The organism is Bythopirellula sp., assembly GCF_041737835.1.
Lineage (GTDB): Bacteria > Planctomycetota > Planctomycetia > Pirellulales > Lacipirellulaceae > Bythopirellula.
The window spans coordinates 113035-131416 of the sequence record NZ_JBGSQY010000024.1; the positions used below are offsets into that span (position 1 = coordinate 113035).

The window sequence follows — 18382 nt, forward strand, 5'->3', positions numbered from 1 at the left end:
CATGGCCATGCAAAATAAAATTGCGGAGCAATCGCTGTGCGATCTCAGTGCGTTTTCCAATCCAGCATACCAGCCGGGTCGTGGTTTCTTGGTACGCATGCTTTGGTATTATTGCAGCATTATATTTTTTGAAAGTGGCTGGCTCCCGCTAAGTGGTTTCAAAGTCAGAATATTACGATTGTTTGGTGCAACGATTGGAAACGGTGTTAACTTTAAGCCGAACGTGCGAATCAAATATCCTTGGCGGTTGTCAATCGGCGATCATTGTTGGATTGGTCAAAATGTGTGGATCGACAACATAGAAGACGTAACAATCGGAAGCCACGTTTGTGTTTCGCAATATGGCTATTTTTGCACGGGAAGCCACGACCACCGTTCACCAAATTTTGACCTTATGGCAAAGCCTATTATTGTCAACACAGGAGCATGGATTGGTGCCCGTGCGACGCTTTTAGGAGGCGTTGAAATTCAAGCCAATGCGATTGTTGCGGCGGGAAGTGTTGTTGTGAAGGATGTGCCTGCGGGAACAATCGTTGGCGGCAATCCCGCCAAAAATATCGGGTATCGTCAGTAATAGAAAGAATTTCATGGCCGGACAACACGATGACTTATCGTTCGATCAACTCAAGCGTGAGTATAATTTCCTGAACATCAGTAGTTATCCGCGCGTGCTGACAAACTTGATACTTGGAGAGCTTTCTCGGCGGCCTGGTCCAACAAAAGTGCTTGATGTCGGTTGTGGAAAGGGGATCGGTCGTAGTGTCGAATTACAGGAAGAGGTCGGAAAACTTGCGTCCGAGTTTTGGGGAATCGAACCTGATACGTCCGTACCAGCACCCAGTGGTTTGTTTACCAATTATCAACATGCCTTGATGGAGACCGCCGTTCTCCCTGAAAATTATTTTGATATCGTCTATTCCAGCATGGTGATGGAGCATGTCGAGAAACCCGAAGATTATCTTCAGGCCGTGAAACGATGCCTCAAGCCTGGCGGAGTGCATTTGTTTTTGACTCCCAACGCAAATAGCTTTGTACCTCGTGTAACAAAGTTGTGTCATCAATTAAAGCTCGATGAATTCGCGCTAAAACTTGTTAGGCGGCAGGACACGATTGAAGAGTATCATTACCCGGTCCAGTTCCGCTTCAATACGCCTCGGACAATTGATCGATTCGCTGAGCGCTTTGGCTTCCTTCCGCCGGAGTATGCCTACATCGAGGGAACGGGTGCTCGATCCTATTTTCCAGGGCCGTTTCGTATCATTTATAACGTGATCAAGATGAAACGTAACATCATCAAAAATCCTCGGCGATTGGCAACGATGATTTGTCGTATGGAGTTGCCGAGTTAATCACGCCAACGATTGTCTTTCACCGCTTTCTTCGCTGCGAGCAGCCGCGAAGTCATCGTTTCTTCGGCAGGTTTTTCTTGCGGCTCGGTTGGCTTAGTCGTTTGAGCTTTCGCTGCCACGGGCTTATTTACGGCGACGTTGCTCACGGGTGGCGCATCCACGGTTGGGGGTTGATACCGTTCGCGGATTTCCGCTTTCTTGGCGGAGAGCCGGGCCAGCGTGGCGGGCGCATGAACGACTTTACGGCGTGACAAAGCGCTGGCCAAACGAGTTTTCAGCCCCGAGAGATCAACTTGCACGCGACGGATGAAGATATCGCTGAGAAATACAACGCACGCAGCCACGACCAATGGCGGCCACATGTCGCGGCTCGTGATCGAAGGAGGAAGGTCGCGACGAAAGGGGTCAAGATCTTCCGCCAGCTTTGCCCCTGTTTTCGTGGCAAACGGCAGTTCCTCATCTGTACCAATCACTTGACCCGGCTGGCCTCCTTCGGGAGCGTTATTTGCCAATCGCTCCAGTAGCGGCAAATTGACCTGAAAGTCGCCGTACTCTTGTGAAGCCCCAACATTCACCCCGGCGCGCAACATCGAACCATCGGGCGTTGAAACCGTCACGAAATAGCTGCCTGGATCTTGCGAAGCAAATTCACCGACGTAACGTCCCGGGGCCGTTTGTTCGACAGCCAAAGAGACTGGCTTCAAATCTGGGCCGACCACGCTGCCAAAGAGGTTGAGCTCGTTGATAAACTGATCCTCGTCGTCCAACGCGTCGATCACGATTTGTGTTCGGCCGTCGGTCGTTTGGGTGGCGATGGTGTAGTTGCCTTGTTCCCCTGCCGGCCGCATGGACCACCGTACAAGCTGGGAAAAGAACTTTTCGTAACTACCCCAATTTTTCCATTGGTTTGCCCATAAGCTGCCAGCATCGGTCGTAAACGCTGCTGCTTTTCCTAAACCATAAGTCCATGTGGCTAGCACAGTCGCATTCTTTTCAACCGTTGGCACGGGTGAACGCAATAGAACTTCGACCAAGGAGTTTTCTTTGACTGTGGTTTGAACAAAGCCGTTGATGGCGGGGAAATCCCCTTCGATTCCTGTAAACATCTGGTGATCGGCCATACGCTGAGGAACAGCTGGGGGGCTCAGCTCGCGAATCACAGGCGTGGCGATACGGCGAGTTTCTACCATGAAGATTCTCGGGACGGCACGAGGATTCGGGGCTGCATAGAACTTGCCTTTGCCTAGCGAAGCAATTCTCGCGAGCAACGCCCGGTCAGCATCGGTTCCCACCGCGACGGCACTCACGGTGATTTTGTCGTTCCGCATCTGCCGACAAAGTTCGTTAAACTCCGCTTCGGGCGTCATGCCGTCGGTGAGCACGATCATATGCTTGACTGCGGCGTCGGCATTCTTGAGCGATTGGTAGGCCATCTTCATGCCTGGATAAAGATCGGTGCCACCACCAATCGTGATCCGGGAGACTCGTGCTAAAGCATTGCGACCGTCGCCCACGCGCTCAAGCGGCACCACGTTGTATGGCATCTCATCGAATGCCACGACATTGATATAGTCACGGGGGCCCATCATTTTGATGGCCTCGCGAGCGGCAGCGAGACTCAGGTCGAGCTTTTCACCCGCCATGGAACCTGACTTATCGATCACAAGTGCGAGCGCACCAACGGGAATCACTTTGGCGTTCTTGATTTGGAAATCGACCGGCATAGCCTTTTCCAATTCCGAACCCGCCCAACCGCCTGCCCCGAAACTACGTTGCCCACCAAGCATGACCAGCCCGCAGCCGAGTTCCTTGGTGTTTTGCACGAGCATGCCGATTTGCTCGTCGGAGAGACTCACAAACGATCCAGCGGTATCGCTAGCTATACGTGGTACGTTGGCCAAGATCACGCTGTCGTAACGCTGCAAATCAGCAAGAGACGAGAACGCCCGGTCACTCGCGACGACGTCGGTGTCGATCCCTTCTTTACGCAGGCTTTCAACAAGTGCATCAAACTCGCCAGGATGCTGATAATCTTCCAGCAAAAGCACCCGGCCTTTGCCCCGCACGTCGGTGAAGCCAGTTGCTACGTTGTTCGCCAGGAAACGATCTTCGCCCTGCTTGTCGGGAATAAAACGAGCTTCATAGACGTAGAAATCGGATTCCGTGGGTGTTTCACGGAACGTGAAAACTGTTTTTCCCGCTGGTAGGGTCATCTGCTCTTCGGCAATCGTTTCTTCGCGTCCACCCGATTTGCGGACGATTCGCAAGCTCCCTTCGCTGGGTGCGGGAACATCGCCTTGATTGTTAAGAACAACACGGACTTCCAGTGGCTGGTCTTTTTTAGCGGAACTTGGAGCCGCGACGCTTTCCACGGCGACGTCCTGTTGACCGCCCGTCGGCGTGGGAACAACATCCACACCGATGCCGGCTTGGGCGAGCTGTTGCGATTGCCGACTGGCGGCACCGATGTTTTCATTTCCGTCCGTGACGAGCACTACCCGACGGGCAGAGTTATTAGGCAGTAGCGCCGCGGCCTTCGCCAGCGAGTCGGCCAAATTCGTAGCCGTAGGGTCCACCAACGTTTCGATGTTGCGGCCATCGGGAGTCGATTCAACCGGCGGGTACTCTACAGCCGCATCACGGCCAAAGACGATTACGGCCGCGCGATCCCCTTTAGCTTCCTGACGGTGACGTTTCACATTCTTGGTCACATAGCGGAGCATCTCGTCGCGATACTCGGCCGGAATACTTTCCGACTGATCGAGTAGATAGGCAACCGAGACGTTCTCGCTGAATCGGTTCCACTGCGGACCGGCCAGCGCCATGATAATGCCCGTCAGCACGAGCGACCGCAGAATGTTTGCCAGCAAAGCCCGCCAGCCGCCGAGAGCGCCCATGCTCCGCTGCGACACGATCCAAACCACCGGCACAAGTGCGAGTAGCAACAGCCACAGCGGTTCTTGAAAGCTGATCGAGAAGGGCATAGATGTTGTTCCAGAGTGACGTTCGTCACATTGATTCTACGCTCTCCCCTCGGCTTCGCCTATTTCGTCTCAGTCGAAGACGGTTGTTTTGGCGTAGGCATGCGTCCATTTCCGACGTGCTCGACGGTTTCGTCTTCACCGGCCAGTTTGGCGAGGCTTTCGGGAATTTCGATCCCGCCAATGTCCCGCATTACCTGCATCATGGGAGGCAAGGTACCTGCCATTTTGTGCAAGAAGTCTGCCGTGCTGGAACGGCCATTCTGCCCGCCATTTTCCCAGACGATGATTTTGTCGAACTTGATGTTGGAGATCGCCTTGGCAGAGCTTTCAGCAAGCGTGTCGAGATGCTCGAGCATCATGAGCTGGAACGCCTCCTTGGCTCCACCGCAGGCTTCGACAATCATCTTTAGGCCTTCGCCCTTCTTGGCGAGGATCTCGTACTGGCCGCGAGCCTCGGCTTCGAGCTTGGCGTAAATGGCCGCTGCCTCACCGGCGGCTTCCAAACGAATCTTTTCCGCCTCGGCTTCGGCATCGACCACAATACGAGCTTTTTGGGCTTTGGCGGGAGCTTCGAGTTTGGCCCGTTCTTCGGCTTCAATCTTCTCGGCTTCCGCGAGAGCAGCCTTGGCCATTGCGCGGTTTTGGACTTCCAGCACCGCGGCTTCGGCTTCACGCTTGCGTGATTCGCCCCGTTGATAGGCGTCGGCTCGTTCCATCAACAAAGTTGCTTGAGACTGGGCAATCTTGGCCTCAGATAGGTTTTCCCCTTCAACCGCGGTGGCGTTAGCCTGGGCCACCGTAATACGCATTTGCTGTTCGGCTTGCTTTACCTCGGTATCGCGCTGAAACGCTGCCGACTGTTCGGCAACGGACTGCAACTTGGCCATTTCAGCGATACGCGTCGCTTGTTCGCGTTCGGCATCACGAGTGCCGATTTGCTGCTCCTTGGTGGCACTGGCCACCTGAATGGCACGTTCGCGATTGGCATTGGCCACGCGAACTTCGCCTTGCTTCTCTTCATCAGCCACGTCGCCGCGAGCTTGTTGAATTGCTTGCGAGGCCGCCTTCTGACCGATGGCGTCGATGTAGCCGCTTTCATCGGTGATGTCGGTGATGTTGACGTTGATCAACACAAGACCGATCTTCTTAAGCTCGGGCTCGACCGAATTTTGAATATGCTCCAGGAAAGTATCGCGGTTGCGATTGATGTCGGTGATCTGCATCGACGCGATGACTTGCCGTAGTTGGCCGAAGATGATTTCTTCGGCCTGCTTGCGGATATCTTGCGTCGAGAGATCAAGCAAACGGATCGCAGCGTTCGTCATCACTTCGGGAGCCGTGCCAATGGCCACCGTGAACACGCTCGGCACGTTGACGCGGATATTCTCCATCGAGAGAGCACCACGGAGTGGAATCTCAATTTGAATCGGTTCGAGGCTCAGGTATTGATAATCCTGAAAGAGGGGCCAAACAAATGCCGCGCCGCCATGCACGGTCTTGGCAGCCTGACCTTGTTTGGTCTTACCAAAGATCACCAGCACTTGGTTACTGGAACAGCGTTTGTAGTTGGACTTGAGCAGAATGATCGTGGAGAAGAAGACCATCGCCACAATACCCGCGAGCGCCATGAGACCAAACTTGGTCGTTAGGGTCAGCTCAGCCAAGAGAATGAGATTGTTCATTGCGTAGTTCTCCCCCGATTGAATTCTTTGAAATGCTAAGCGTTGACGACTTCTTTGATCCTGCGCACGGTCACGGTATCACTATTCTTAATGCCGACGACTTCGACCGTTTCTCCCGTTCTCAGCGGCGCCGTTTCCAACGACGCGGCCTGATACTCGATCGTGCGATTTTGCAGAGTCAGCTGAATTTTGCCCAACCCGCGTTCCTCAGCGGGAATCGGAACATAGACGGTGGCCTGTTTGCCAACCGCCAGTCCTATTCGTTCATTACCCGATGACGTGAGCCGCGACAGGCCCTGCATCAGCCAGTACATGCCATACATTGCGGCGATACCAGTCAGGCACGCAATCGCGAATGCGATCCCTTCAGTGTAACCCGCGCTGAGCGCCGTTTCGCCGGCTATACCAAAGAACGCCGCTGCGGCGATCAAGGTGCGGAACGACAGGACCCCAAACAGCCAAGTGCTATCGGGATGTTGGTAATCTGCATCACCAGCATGTCCAAGTGGAGTCTGATGATCGACTCCAAGGTCGCCTACACTTGTGAATTCACCGGATTGAGTTACGTCGCCAGAAAAATCTCCATCAGAAACGTCTGTATCGCCGCTCATGCCCATGAGCGTGAGCGCGAACTGGCAGACCATGACCGTCCCGCCAATGACTGCCGCGATGAGGAAAATGAGGTGTAACATATCAGCCATCTCCTTAGGCCGTGCCCGTACCTGGAAGTGAGTGCCTCCATTGTAGACTGCACGGAACCCGTTTGCAGAGTATTCGCCTGAAATGGGGCGATCTTGCCAGAATTCGAACCAAAGCTTTCCCGGCGATTTCAGTGCAATTTCGCTTGAAGGTCAGTTTGGTAGTTACCAACCGATGCTAAAAACCCGGCAAGAGCTTGGAACTCCCTAGCGGTTCACTAAACTCCGGTTTCACCACATAGGAAGGCAAACGCCCCGCAAAATTCTCGGCCCGCGGCTTCATGATTCGCTCGATGGCAGCTTGAATGGATTCTCCCCTCTCCATCCTGATATGATGAGGGGCCGAATGAACGGCGTTCCTTTTCCAGATTGTCACGCCATCTTGTTGCAATTCGAGATCGTAAACACGATTGGTGACGCTCACGGTTTCGCCAGGATCACGCCCAAATCTTCCAAACAGGTGATATCGGACCTGCTGAGTTTCACCGTGCGTCATCCGAGCCACAATTTTTAACGGCTGGTTTTCGGCGACTTTCATCTCCGCATTCTCCAATGCCGTGCGAAGTGCATTTTTAACGTCCTCAGCAAGGAAACTGTCTTCGGGAATTTGGACATCGATCGAGACAGAGGCACCTGGCTTGACGATCAAGAGTTCTTCACTGTCGAGACCTTTGATGGCGCTTTCCGCCTCAGGCGGTGGCAGTTCCAAGGGAGTGAGAATTTGGCTCTTGTTTTGATGATTGCCCACGAGGATCCAATGTGTTTTTCCAAAAGTGTGCGAAGCAACTCGCGGAGGCATTTCGAATTTCCAGGCAATGACCCGTAAGGGCACATTAATTAGCATGCCCGTATCCGTCAGCAGATAGTCCTCGTCGATCCAGTTGACTTCTTGAACCCATGCCTTTTCGTCGTACGGAAACGAGCGTGTATGTTCACCCGTCGTGACATCAACGATGTCAATAAAGCCGTTCGCTGCGGAAGCCAATTGACGCCCAGAAGGTGAAAATCCCAAGGCGGCACGTGTGTAGTCCTCTGAGCCGAGCAGCGCCAGAAATTCGCCCGATGCCGCATCGTAAAACTGAACGCCAGAACTGGTGGGTACGACCAAATATTTGTGTCCCGGCGACAGCGTGGGAAGACCGCCCCGGTCGATCAACAATTCATACTTCGCCTTGGCCTTTTCCACATCCCAAAGAAGTAATTGCCCTTCCTTGTTAACGGTAAAGAAGTGTTTGTCATCAAGCCACTCGGCCCACGAAGGGTCGGCATTGGGCCAAGCATTCATCACATAGGGTGAAAATCCAATTAAATGCTCAATCTTCGAGCCGTTAATGTCCCAGAAGTGAATCAGCCCATCTTCTTTGTCTGGGTGGTCACCCGGGAGAGTTGCAACTCTTTTGCCACTGGGAGACATGGCTAAACGACTTGTCCCACGCGGGGCGGGGCCGCTTGTCACCACGCGGCGCTTTTGCATGTCAATCAACTCAACCCGTGGGAACGCCTCCTCATCATGATTATTTGCATAGACGATCAACGCGACGGGATCGCCATTGGGCGAGATCTCGAAGTCGCTCGGATTCTCAAAGAAATCTTGCGTCCCCGGCAGTCGAACACTCCGCGGTTGCCAGCTTAATTTGAGGTCAGGGGAGGGATCTGCGGCAATACGGTCCTTACCCTGACCATCGGCCACCAGTCGATCCATGTCGTCGTAATCGGGCCGAACAGTCTTGAGTGTGCTCTCCGGCCCGGCAGGCTTAATCAAGACGGGTTCCTGATTCGTGCCTGGATATCGCAAGTCCTCAACGTCGACCGTCCAGTTCATGTCCGATTCGCCGTCAATACGCACTTTAACGTCATTCCATTTGTAGTCGATTTCCGTGACTGTCCCCAATTGCCACTTGCCGAAATGCTCGGCTTCCACGCGATCTCCGATTTGCAACCCACTTGGTCCTGCAGTGGCCGCTGCCGTTGGGCTAGGTTCACTCGCTGGCTCTCCGGCGGCTTGTCGAATGTATTCTTGATCGGCTTTGCTCAGCTTGGTGACGGCAATGCGGCTGATATCCCCATTAGGTCGTTCGAGTCGAACCTGCCCATCGACGACGTCGATAAACTTCGCACGAATTTCGTGCTTGCCGCTGGCATCGGTCCATATTCTTGCTTCTTGGCCCTGGGCAATATCAGCAAGGCAGAGACCGCATAGGCAAGCAGCTAGTAATCGAAACGAATGCAAAGATTTGCCCCACCATACGAGAGGAGTGAAGTATCCATCCGTTATAGTCCAAGAAAAATCAAACATCAATAATATCTCACTGATTGCCTCGCGACAAAAACCCTAACACCTTCGCCGCGACGTCGACGCCGGTGACTTCCGCGAGCGCTCGCCAGCCGGGGACGGCGTTCACTTCAATCGCCAGCAACCGGCCATCCCGTGCGGGGAGCAAATCCACTCCCGCCAGCGGAGCACCAACCGCGTTGGCGGCACGATGGGCGAGCTCCGCCAGTTCGCTTGTCACTTTCAGCGGTTCGCCAATCGCACCCAGACTAATGTTGGTCCGCCAATCTGTGGGATGCCGGCGTTTCATACCCAACACTTCGTCGCCAATGACCAGCAGTCGCAGGTCGCAACCTTCGTGTTCGACAAACTCTTGCAAGTAAAACACGGAGCCAACTTGCTCGAGTGCGTTGAAAGTACGCAAGGCAATCGCATGATCGCTGATCCGCACGATGCCGCGGCCTTCGCTGCCGAACAGTGGTTTGAGGACAACATCACGGTTAAGGGATTCAAACGCCGCGAGCGCTTGCTCGACCGTTTGACAGGCGATCGTTTGGGGAACGGGCAATCCCGCCGCAACAAGTCGCGTCGTTGCCAGATACTTATCAACGGCCACTTCGATTGCTCGGGGTGGATTGACGACTTGCACACCCGAGGCCGCAAGGTTCGCCAGTGCATCCATACGGAAGATCACTTGCTCCAAACTGCCCGGCGGCATCGACCGCACTAGCACGGCATCGAGTTCGTTGAGTGATACGTCGCCTGCATGAACTGTCGTAGCGAGACCAACCGTCGAAGCCAGTTGTTGGTATCGAATCGGGATAATCTCATGCTTAGCACCCGCCGCGCGAGTGAGGTCGTTTGTGTACCAACTGCCAGCGTTTCCAAGGATGGCGATTTGCATATCAACTGCCATCAAAGGAACGTGTTAGCATTTGGTGGTTCACTTCACCGAAACGAAAACTATTGCCAGTGTCGACGTTTACCAACTCGATTGCCGCGGGACTAAACAGCAGCGGATCGATCCGATAAAAGTCGTTATTATAATGGGCCATGATTTCCGCGAAGGGCCGGCCGTAGTCGCTCGACGCGGCGCTCGGAACCTTGGGGCCAATCTCACGGAGCGATTCGTCGTCCCCCGTCACTTCCAGCACGACTTCGCCACCGTAAAGGATCGCATCGTTCGTGCGACCGATCGCGGCGAAGTCATCTTTGGCGAGCGGGGGCAACGGTGACATGCCGCGTCCCGATGCGATTCGCGTGAGGTCGAACTCCAATGCGTGTAACTTGTGCAAAGCGGTCTCGACGCTGCGGGCGACGATCTGCACCGTGCCACACAACGAATGTGTGGGGGCGACCAGCAACGCCAATTGCTCCGGTTCGATGCCACACTTCGCGGCGATCTCGCGGCACACATCGTCGGGCGGAAACTTACTCGCTTCCAACACGCCGACGCACTCGGTGGCCGTTTCGCGGTGGCCGATGTCGTTGAACAACGCCTCGCGTCCGGCGGCGGCTCGCATTGGCCCGGAACCCATGGCGAAGAATTTTTCTCCCTTGAGTTCCCAGCCCGCGTATTGCGAAGCGAGGCACGCCTCGACGGGATGCTTGGTCTCGACCCGCACCGTGGGCCAGGGTTGCGTCGAATCATCGATCACAACGTTCGCCAAATCGGCAAGGCAAACCTGCGCGAGATGGATCGCCGCGAGGCGGTTGCCCGGCGCATTAATGCCAAAGTCCACGAGCGTGGTGCCACACGCGGCGGTCTCCACACGAATGTCAAAGACATCGGTGCGATGAACAATCGCGCGGACCAGCTCAGCGGTGCGTGAATTCAAGTGAATCGTTTCATTTTCTCCCATGTTCGCAGGATAACGGACGGATCATGTTTTCGGTAGCCGCAGGTTTCGGATCAAGACGTCCAACTTGTCCAACTCTTCCAACTTGGCAGGGTTTATTTTGATTTTGTCAGTGGTTCGTATTTAGTCATTCTGAGAGAGCCTAGGCGACCGAAGAATCTAGCCTCCACATTCACACGGCTTGTGCATGTGTTAGGTGTAGGCCGGAACAAGCGGTGCGCAGTTCCGGCATGGCTTGCCCAACACGTGTTCTGTGCCGGAACTGCGCGGAGCTTGTTCCGGCCTACATGTTCTTCAGGTTTGCGAGCTTTGCGAGGTTTGCTTGGTTTGCAGCCTTTTAAATGTTGCAAAGCTGACCGAGGGACTGTAGACCGTGGACGGTAGACAATCCTTACAGTCCATCGTCCAAAGTCTCTTCTACCACAATCGCGCGGCCAAATCTTCTGAAATCTTTGGCCACTTGGAAGAAGAATTTTCATGCGGAGACGCTGAATCCGCGGAGGGGAAAACAACTCGCTCCGCGTTGCTGCGCGACGCGTCACTTCTAACGAATCGTATCACCGACGCCGCAGATAGTTTTGAGATCACACTGCAATTGACCGTCTACGGCGACAGAATCCCCGAACCGCGAACGCTGGCCATGTGCTCGCTGTTGGGATTGTTCGTCGTTTGTCGGCGATGATAAAGTTAGCGCTTGCAGAAAGCCAGCGCACTCATAGCGGCCAATAAAAGTACCAAGCTGTTGGGCTCCGGCACGGTGACGACCGATGCTGTTTGCGCACCAAGATCGGGTGATCCGCCAGCCAATCGTTGCCAGGCAAGAAAGTCGCGCCCGTCGACGTCGCCATCACTGTCGGCATCGCCCTGAGCGCGTGTGGTTCCCGTGGCGAAGCCGGCTTGCCAAATCTCGAGATCCTCGCCATTGACCTCACCGTCGAGATTGAAGTCGGCCGCGAGCACCGCGACGACCGAAAGAGTTCCCGTTTGATAAAAGTCGCTGAGATCCCAGGCCAAGCCCTCGAGTTCGGGGAGACTGATCGCGGCGAAATTGCCGGTGAGAGTTCCCCAATCGAGGATATCGAACGACATCCCGGCGGTGGGCGCGAAATCACCGAGCAATGACACATCGAGCATTCCACCAAGCGTGAGCGCCTCACTGATATCGAGGTGATCGTACTCAATTCCTTGAGTCGTGCCGCCAAGGTCGATCTTGAGCGTCGAGAGATTTTCAAAGACAACAGGAGCAGCGACCAAGCCACCGCCAGCGAACGTTCCTGTAACATCCAATTGACTGGCGACAATAGTTCCACGATCCAACGACACGTTCGCCACAACCAGGGGCTGGGCGGAGTCGTTCACGAATGTCGACGAGCCGACAGTAAGCGATCCTGCGATTGTTGCCGGACCTTTTACAAGAGTCGCGCCGCTCAGAACGATCGAGCTGCCAGGAGCGCTCGTCAGACTGCCCCACACATTTCCTGTGAGATCTAATGTCCCCCCGTTGACTTGCACGGCAGCGGTGGCCCCCTGAGCGAGCACAAGTGTTCCGGCGTTGACGTTCAAGGCAGTCGCCGAGATGGGAGCGTTCAGCGTTGCGGTGCCGCCAGTTGTTTTGTTGACCGTGCCGGTGAATGTGGGGGCGGAAATGGTTCCCGACTGGAGAGCGAGTGACGTTGGCAAAAGAATGCCGTTCGTGCCACCAGAGATCGTGCCTCCTTGCAATGTGACGGCTCCTACCTGTTGCGGATAGTTACCGAGATTGAGCGTGCCGCCGGTTGCTGTAATCGGCCCCGTGGGGGCCAGCGTGTTGGCTGTACCGAGAGTAAGCGTGCCGGCTTCGATGCGTGTGCCACCCGTGAAGGTCTGCTGTTTGGTGAAAACTTGCTCGCCGAGGCCTTGCTTCAAGATGCCGCCGGAGCCACCGTTGTTCGAGATGACGCCATCAAAGGTGAACGCTCCGCTCACAGGCGAATTGATAGTGAGCGCGGGTGTGCCGCCAGTGTTGCGAATCTTGATGCTTCCCGAAACGCCGGGCTCGTTGGTCAATGCCCCAACGGTCGCGGTGGCCGAGTCGATGGTGAGCGAGCTCGTTGAGGAGAAAAATCTGAGCTCGCCGGTCACACCGAGCGAGCCGCGGTCGGTGATCGTCACGGTGCCCGTGCCACCTTTTTGTGCTGAATTGAAGCCACCCAGGGCAAGGAATGTAGTTGTGACTGACGAATCGACGTTTTCAATGTTGAGAGTGCTGCTGACTCCAGTGAGCATCCCGACTGCCATTGAGCCTGCTTCGACAGTTCCGCGGTCGCGAATCATCATCGAAGAATTGCCGTTGAAACCGTTCACGATCAGGCCGATGTCTCGCAGGGTTGCCTGATTTTCCACCGTGATGCTGTTGGCTACCGAGCCGCTCGAGCCCAGGAAAACCTGACCGAATGTGGCGACTTCAGTCTCCTCTCCCGTGATGACGAGACTCGAAGCGATTGATCCGCCAGATTGGATGACAAGATTTCCTCCGGAGGTTCCCACGATGTTGGCATTTTTAGAAACGGTCACCGTTCCAGCCCCGATGTACATGGCCGAATTGGCGTCGAACGATTGGCTTGTGAGCGAATAAGTTCCTTCCAGGAACTCGGTCTTGCCCCCGTCGTTGAGTAGGTTACGAATGCTGTTGTTGGAACCTATGTTACCAAACTCAAGCGACCCCTCACCTGACTTGTGAATTCCGAAAATCGTTGGCGTGGCCGTGTTGATCGACCCAGTGACGGTAAGTGTGCCGCTGGCGATGCTCCAGGCCGCTTGATCGGCAATGACGACGTTGCTGTCGATGCGGTGGTTGCCCCCTAACAAGCTGGTAATGTCACCGCTGGTGAGCGTGAGCTCATTATTGGAGAGCCGGTAGTTGTTGGTGCTGTTAAATGTCAGATCGACAATGCTGCGATTGCCGGCAAGATTAATCGTGCGATTACCTCCCCCCGTTGGCAGCACCACCGAATCGCCACCGACAGGTGTTCCCGCGGGCGACCAATTGCTGCCGACGCTCCAATCGTTGCTCGTACCGCCGGTCCAAGTTTTTGTGGCCGCGATCGAGGGTGCCTCAATTACCCAGACAACTAGCAACGAAAGGCAGAATATTCTGAATGCGGGCGCAGGGAGAGCGTGGATCGAGCGGATATGATGAGTCATGGGTGCCTTGAACAGTGCTGGGAGCGCTTGAACGGTATTGGAAGAATGAGCAACGACGGGTCGATTCTTTAATAGCCGCGAGGTCGTATGTGCAGCTGCTCTAAGCAGAATACACACCACCAAATCGCAAAGCTACAGCGAACCGCCAGTTGGTTGAATTTCAGACAGCTGCCGTTGGCTCTTCGTACGATAGCTACTGCCAGGGTTGAATGGCAACTCCTGAATTGCGATCTGTGGTGGATTCGAGTAAGTGAGTAACAAAGCCGTGAATCAGCTCCTGAGCTTCGGTGTGCGTAAGGCAGCTGGGATCGTAATGCAGAGCAACGCTCAGTTGATCGGCGTAGGTTAAGACTCCGAAGGCCGCGGCCGTGCCGGGTCGCACGGGTGGTAAAAATTCGATGCCGGTGAGTGCGCATTCGCCCAGCATAATTTTTCCTTCGCGGCGAGGGAGTGAAATCTTGCTCAGCGGACACATCAAATTGCTAAGCACCGCTGTGCAGCGGCAGCGGCCATCTTTGCTCATCCGCTGCATCCGCTTTTGATAACCGGGTAAAGATGTGAAAAAGCGTAGTGACAATGGAAACGTCAGACCTAGTTCCAAGTCTTTGATCTGCTGCATTTGGTCTTGTATACCTCGAAGCAACTTCTGTTCGTCGGCGAGATCAGCGGCTCGGCGGTCGATAAATACCATGCTGACTACATTGGCAGCAGAGAGATATTCATCGTCCGCGCGACGCAAGTTCATGGGAATTGAGAGACGCAGCCAATCACGATCGCAGTCTGCGTTGCGTGCTTGGCGGAAATCAGCCAGGGTAGGCAATAACTTACTGATCAGCCAATTGTTCAGCGTTGTGCCTGCTAGCCGGGCCTGGGACAACAACGCCCCGGTGGCGGTGTTGGGGAGATTGGCGGACCAAGCGGCGGGATAAGATGGAGATACCGACTCGTGACCACGGGCTGTGGCATCACTCAACGCCGCGGGAGTCCGCATCAGAAATTGCCATGCTCCAATCAATCCGACGGCTTGCTGCTTGAGCTTTGCGAACAACTGCCACCGCGTGAGTCCGAACTTGGCTCGCCGAGCTAAACGGTGCGGATCGATTAACCGCCAGTCAGACGGCAGAACTTTGTTAGAAACCTCATCAGCGCGTTTACCGAGACGTTGGGCGTAGCAAAGCAACATATCTTCAATCAGTTGCAGTCCTCCGATGGCATCGCAACAAGCGTGATGGAACTGGAACAAAAGTTCGACACGACTTGTCGACTGGCTGCCATAGACCCTCACGCCCGTCTCATTCTCAAGGTCAATACTCGCGGCGGCAGGTGCTTGACCATCAAGCAATTCTGTTTGCCATTTCACCTGGGCGACATTCTCAACGGCGAGCTGCCAATAGAGACGATTGCGACCGTTTCGGACAACGACTGAAGATAAGAGGGGATGACGCGCGACAGCTTGAGCCAGTGCTTCATCGAGTAACGCAGTATCTAAGGACCCCGTGAATTTGAGTCGTATAAAAAAGCACATGGGATGCGAAGGAGTATCTTCGCAGAGCATGTACTCTTCGAACGGGGCCAATGGCAAGAGTTGGTCTGACACGAGACCCATTCTAGGAAATCGAGTTCATTCTTGTATATTACGCGCCACGGCACCGGCATCCGCCGCGGGGGTTAACCGGGGGCGTTTGCTTCCTGCAAGTGAAACACCACGCGGTAGGCCTGATATCCTGCGGCCATTTTGTCGGCATAGAGCGCGTCGAGTTCTTGTCGCAGTGAATCGGCAGTCGGAAAACCATCGGGGATCGCATCGGCATCGGTCAAGTTGGCGAGCTCCACTTGCTCGACGCGATCGATCGTGATGTAACCCGCACCTGGGATGTAGCTCCGCTGGCCGTCGCGCATCATGCGGTGCTTCCACAACCGGATGGTCTGCGTCTTTTCACCGGCGCGGATGGCGGGCAAGAATTTTTTCTTGAACAGCAGCATGGACCTATCGTAACCTCGGGATCGAGGCGGGGACCACTAATATCTCCCCCTGCTTACGCAGGAGGCTCGCCGGAATCCCCAAGTCCTAAACTCTGCAATTTCACGAGTTTTGTGGCCCGTGAGTCCCCTTGCGTGATGGCGTGAGGGGCCTATAATTCGGAGATTGTTTGTGGGGGACCTTCCCGTCAGGGAGGGTTGCTTCCGCAAACCAAGCTGCGGGTGTAGCTCAGTTGGTAGAGCACGACGTTGCCAACGTCGTTGTCGTCGGTTCGAACCCGATCACCCGCTCTCGGCAATAATCCCATCAAAGCCGGACTTTTGAGTACAAAAGATCCGTTTTGATGGGATTATTGCCACAAGAATCTGCATTTTTGGAGCCCGCCTCCCGATTATTGCCTTCCCGCAGAGTGGGCAGAATTGGTCGCGGGCTTTGATTTTTTTCAGAGGCTGCCTTACCTCGTAGGGCCCCGAAAATCACGATTTTAGGCTGCAAGACCATGGCTAAGAAGAAACAAGACGAACTGGAATCCGACACCCTCACCGCCGAAGCACCGGCCGACATCGAACAAGGGGGCGAAGAGGAAAGCACGCCGCTGAAACTCGAGGTTCAAATCGCCAGCCCCAGCGCCTGCGAGCGTCACGTGACCGTGACTGTTTCGCGCGAGGATATCGACCGCTATCTGAACGATGCCTACAGCGAATTGATGCCCTCGGCCAATGTGCCGGGCTTCCGCATTGGCCGTGCCCCCCGCAAGCTCGTGGAAAGCAAATTCCGCAAGGAAGTGGGCGAACAGATCAAAGGCTCGTTGTTGCTCGACAGCTTGAGCCAAATCAGCGACGAACAGAAGTTCACCGCGATCAGCGAGCCCGATTTGAAACTTGATTCCATCGAAGTCCCCGAAGACGGGCCGATGACGTTCGAGTTCGATATTGAAGTGCGTCCCGAATTTGAAATGCCCAAGTGGAAGGGTGCCAAGCTGGAACGCCCGGTCCGCGAGTTCACCCCCGCCGATGTCGAGCAGCACTTGGAAAAGATGCTGACCCGCTTCGGCCAATTGGTTCCTTTCGACGGCGCGGCCAGCGAAGGGGACTTCCTCACCGTGAATCTCTCGACGAGCTACGATGGCGAGCAGCTTGAAAAAGAAGAAGAACGCGTGCTACGGATTCGCCCGACTTTGAGTTTCCGTGACGGCGAAATCAAGGATTTCGACAAGCTGATGGCTGGCGTCAAAGCTGGTGATAGCCGCTCGGCGGAAGTCGAGCTCATGCAAGACGCTCCCAACGAAGCACTGCGTGGTAAGAAGGTGAAGGTCGATTTCGAAGTCTTGGAAGTCAAGAAGTTGAAGCTGCCAGAACTGACCGAAGATTTCCTCTCGGAAATGGGTGGTTTCAAGACCGAAGGGGATCTCAAGGACGCGATCAAAGCCAACTTGCAGCGTCAGCTCGAATACGATCAACAACAAAAGATTCGCTCGCAGATTTCGGCCCTGCTGACCAAGGCCGCCGACTGGGATTTGCCCCCCGGCTTGCTGAAACGTCAAAGCGCCCGCGAATTGGAACGCACGGTCATGGAATTACGCCGTGCCGGTTTCAGCGAAGCTGAAATTCGCGCCCGCGAAAACCTGCTTCGCCAAAACAGCGCGGCCTCGACGGCTCGCAGCTTGAAAGAGCACTTCATTCTTGAGCGCATCGCCGAAGAAGAAAGCATCGAAGCCGAAGAAGGGGATTTCGAAAAGGAAATCTTCCTGATCGCGATGCAAAGTGGCGAATCGCCCCGTCGGGTGCGTGCTCAAATCGAAAAGCGCGGCCTGATGGACGTGCTGCAAAATCAGATCATCGAACGCAAGGTGCTCGAGCTTGTGCAAGAGAACGCCAAGTTCACCGACAAGCCGTACGAGCCCGAGAAGTTGGATGTTGAAGCCTTGCATCTCGCCGCTGGTGGTGGCGAAGCCGCGGCTTCGATTCCCGAAGCGAAGGAAGCGGCAGCCGAAGCAAAAGAAGCCGTTGCTGAGAGCAGTGAGGCGTGATTTGCCCTCGGGCAAGCTAAGGAAATAATTGGACGTGCAACGCTCTGATTCACCGTTGGCTTCCGCCAGCGGCTTGAAAGCGAAGGAGCGATTGGCATCTGTAAGGAGTAGATATGAGATTCGAATCGTCCCCCGCCAGACCCCCTCGCGACAATGCCTTTATGGCTGCCGCCATGGTTGACCCGCAGATGGCCGCGGCTATGCGGGATTACCAGCGCCAACGTCAAATGACGCTTGGCGATTTGCTGCTCGAAAACCGCGTGATCTTCCTGCAAGGCGAGATCTACGACGGCAACGCCAACGAGCTGGTGAACAACCAGCTGTACTTCCAGAGCGAAAACCGCC

General features: G+C 55.0%; 13 protein-coding genes, 1 tRNA gene and 1 pseudogene. 6 read left to right on the forward strand and 9 right to left on the reverse strand.

The annotated features are described in order from the left end of the window. Position 1 precedes the first annotated feature (1 nt). Positions 2-574, forward strand: coding sequence for a WcaF family extracellular polysaccharide biosynthesis acetyltransferase (locus AC6T8Q_RS07880; protein WP_500678547.1), 573 nt, complete (start codon positions 2-4; stop codon positions 572-574). After that, positions 534-1349: a class I SAM-dependent methyltransferase gene (locus tag AC6T8Q_RS07885; protein ID WP_500678548.1), complete on the forward strand. Its 816-nt coding sequence runs from the start codon at positions 534-536 to the stop codon at positions 1347-1349. Before AC6T8Q_RS07880 ends, AC6T8Q_RS07885 begins: the two co-directional genes overlap by 41 nt. Here AC6T8Q_RS07885 and AC6T8Q_RS07890 read toward each other — a convergent pair. The 6 genes from AC6T8Q_RS07890 to mch all read right to left on the reverse strand — a co-directional run bounded on the left by AC6T8Q_RS07890 (position 1346) and on the right by mch (position 10847). After that, the gene (locus AC6T8Q_RS07890; protein ID WP_500678549.1) at positions 1346-4333 is read right to left on the reverse strand and encodes a VWA domain-containing protein; all 2988 of its coding nucleotides are present in this window, start codon (positions 4331-4333) and stop codon (positions 1346-1348) included. The genes AC6T8Q_RS07885 and AC6T8Q_RS07890 overlap by 4 nt on opposite strands. 59 nt (positions 4334-4392) lie before the next feature. Next, on the reverse strand, positions 4393-6015 hold the full coding sequence (locus AC6T8Q_RS07895; protein ID WP_500678550.1) for a flotillin family protein: 1623 nt from the start codon (positions 6013-6015) through the stop codon (positions 4393-4395). 35 nt (positions 6016-6050) lie between these two features. Beyond that, complete coding sequence (locus tag AC6T8Q_RS07900; protein WP_500678551.1) at positions 6051-6707, reverse strand: hypothetical protein; 657 nt, start codon at positions 6705-6707, stop codon at positions 6051-6053. A gap of 184 nt (positions 6708-6891) precedes the next feature. Continuing rightward, on the reverse strand, positions 6892-9009 hold the full coding sequence (locus AC6T8Q_RS07905; RefSeq protein WP_500678552.1) for an SHD1 domain-containing protein: 2118 nt from the start codon (positions 9007-9009) through the stop codon (positions 6892-6894). Between the two features lie 10 nt (positions 9010-9019). Further along, positions 9020-9889 (reverse strand): ATP-grasp domain-containing protein, encoded by an 870-nt coding sequence (locus AC6T8Q_RS07910; RefSeq protein WP_500678553.1) that lies wholly within the window; start codon positions 9887-9889, stop codon positions 9020-9022. Between the two features lies 1 nt (position 9890). Beyond that, on the reverse strand, positions 9891-10847 hold the full coding sequence (gene mch / locus AC6T8Q_RS07915) for a methenyltetrahydromethanopterin cyclohydrolase (protein WP_500678554.1): 957 nt from the start codon (positions 10845-10847) through the stop codon (positions 9891-9893). A 370-nt stretch (positions 10848-11217) separates the two neighbouring features. Between mch and AC6T8Q_RS07920 the strand changes: the two genes are divergently transcribed. After that, complete coding sequence (locus tag AC6T8Q_RS07920; RefSeq protein ID WP_500678555.1) at positions 11218-11526, forward strand: hypothetical protein; 309 nt, start codon at positions 11218-11220, stop codon at positions 11524-11526. A gap of 5 nt (positions 11527-11531) precedes the next feature. On the opposite strand, the gene AC6T8Q_RS07925 is transcribed toward AC6T8Q_RS07920, so the two are convergent. The 3 genes from AC6T8Q_RS07925 to AC6T8Q_RS07935 all read right to left on the reverse strand — a co-directional run bounded on the left by AC6T8Q_RS07925 (position 11532) and on the right by AC6T8Q_RS07935 (position 16010). Continuing rightward, positions 11532-14027 (reverse strand): beta strand repeat-containing protein, encoded by a 2496-nt coding sequence (locus tag AC6T8Q_RS07925; protein ID WP_500678556.1) that lies wholly within the window; start codon positions 14025-14027, stop codon positions 11532-11534. Between the two features lie 193 nt (positions 14028-14220). Then, the gene (locus AC6T8Q_RS07930; RefSeq protein WP_500678557.1) at positions 14221-15624 is read right to left on the reverse strand and encodes a WS/DGAT domain-containing protein; all 1404 of its coding nucleotides are present in this window, start codon (positions 15622-15624) and stop codon (positions 14221-14223) included. A 71-nt stretch (positions 15625-15695) separates the two neighbouring features. Beyond that, a complete protein-coding gene (locus tag AC6T8Q_RS07935; protein WP_500678558.1) occupies positions 15696-16010 on the reverse strand; it encodes a hypothetical protein in 315 nt (104 codons plus the stop codon). Between the two features lie 215 nt (positions 16011-16225). On the opposite strand from AC6T8Q_RS07935, the gene AC6T8Q_RS07940 reads away from it, so the two are divergent. The 3 genes and pseudogenes from AC6T8Q_RS07940 to AC6T8Q_RS07950 form a co-directional block, all read left to right on the forward strand. Next, a tRNA-Gly gene (locus AC6T8Q_RS07940) sits at positions 16226-16298 on the forward strand. A 209-nt stretch (positions 16299-16507) separates the two neighbouring features. Continuing rightward, positions 16508-18037: a trigger factor gene (gene tig / locus AC6T8Q_RS07945; protein WP_500678559.1), complete on the forward strand. Its 1530-nt coding sequence runs from the start codon at positions 16508-16510 to the stop codon at positions 18035-18037. A 161-nt stretch (positions 18038-18198) separates the two neighbouring features. After that, positions 18199-18382 (forward strand): annotated as a pseudogene (locus AC6T8Q_RS07950) (ATP-dependent Clp protease proteolytic subunit); the annotation flags it as partial.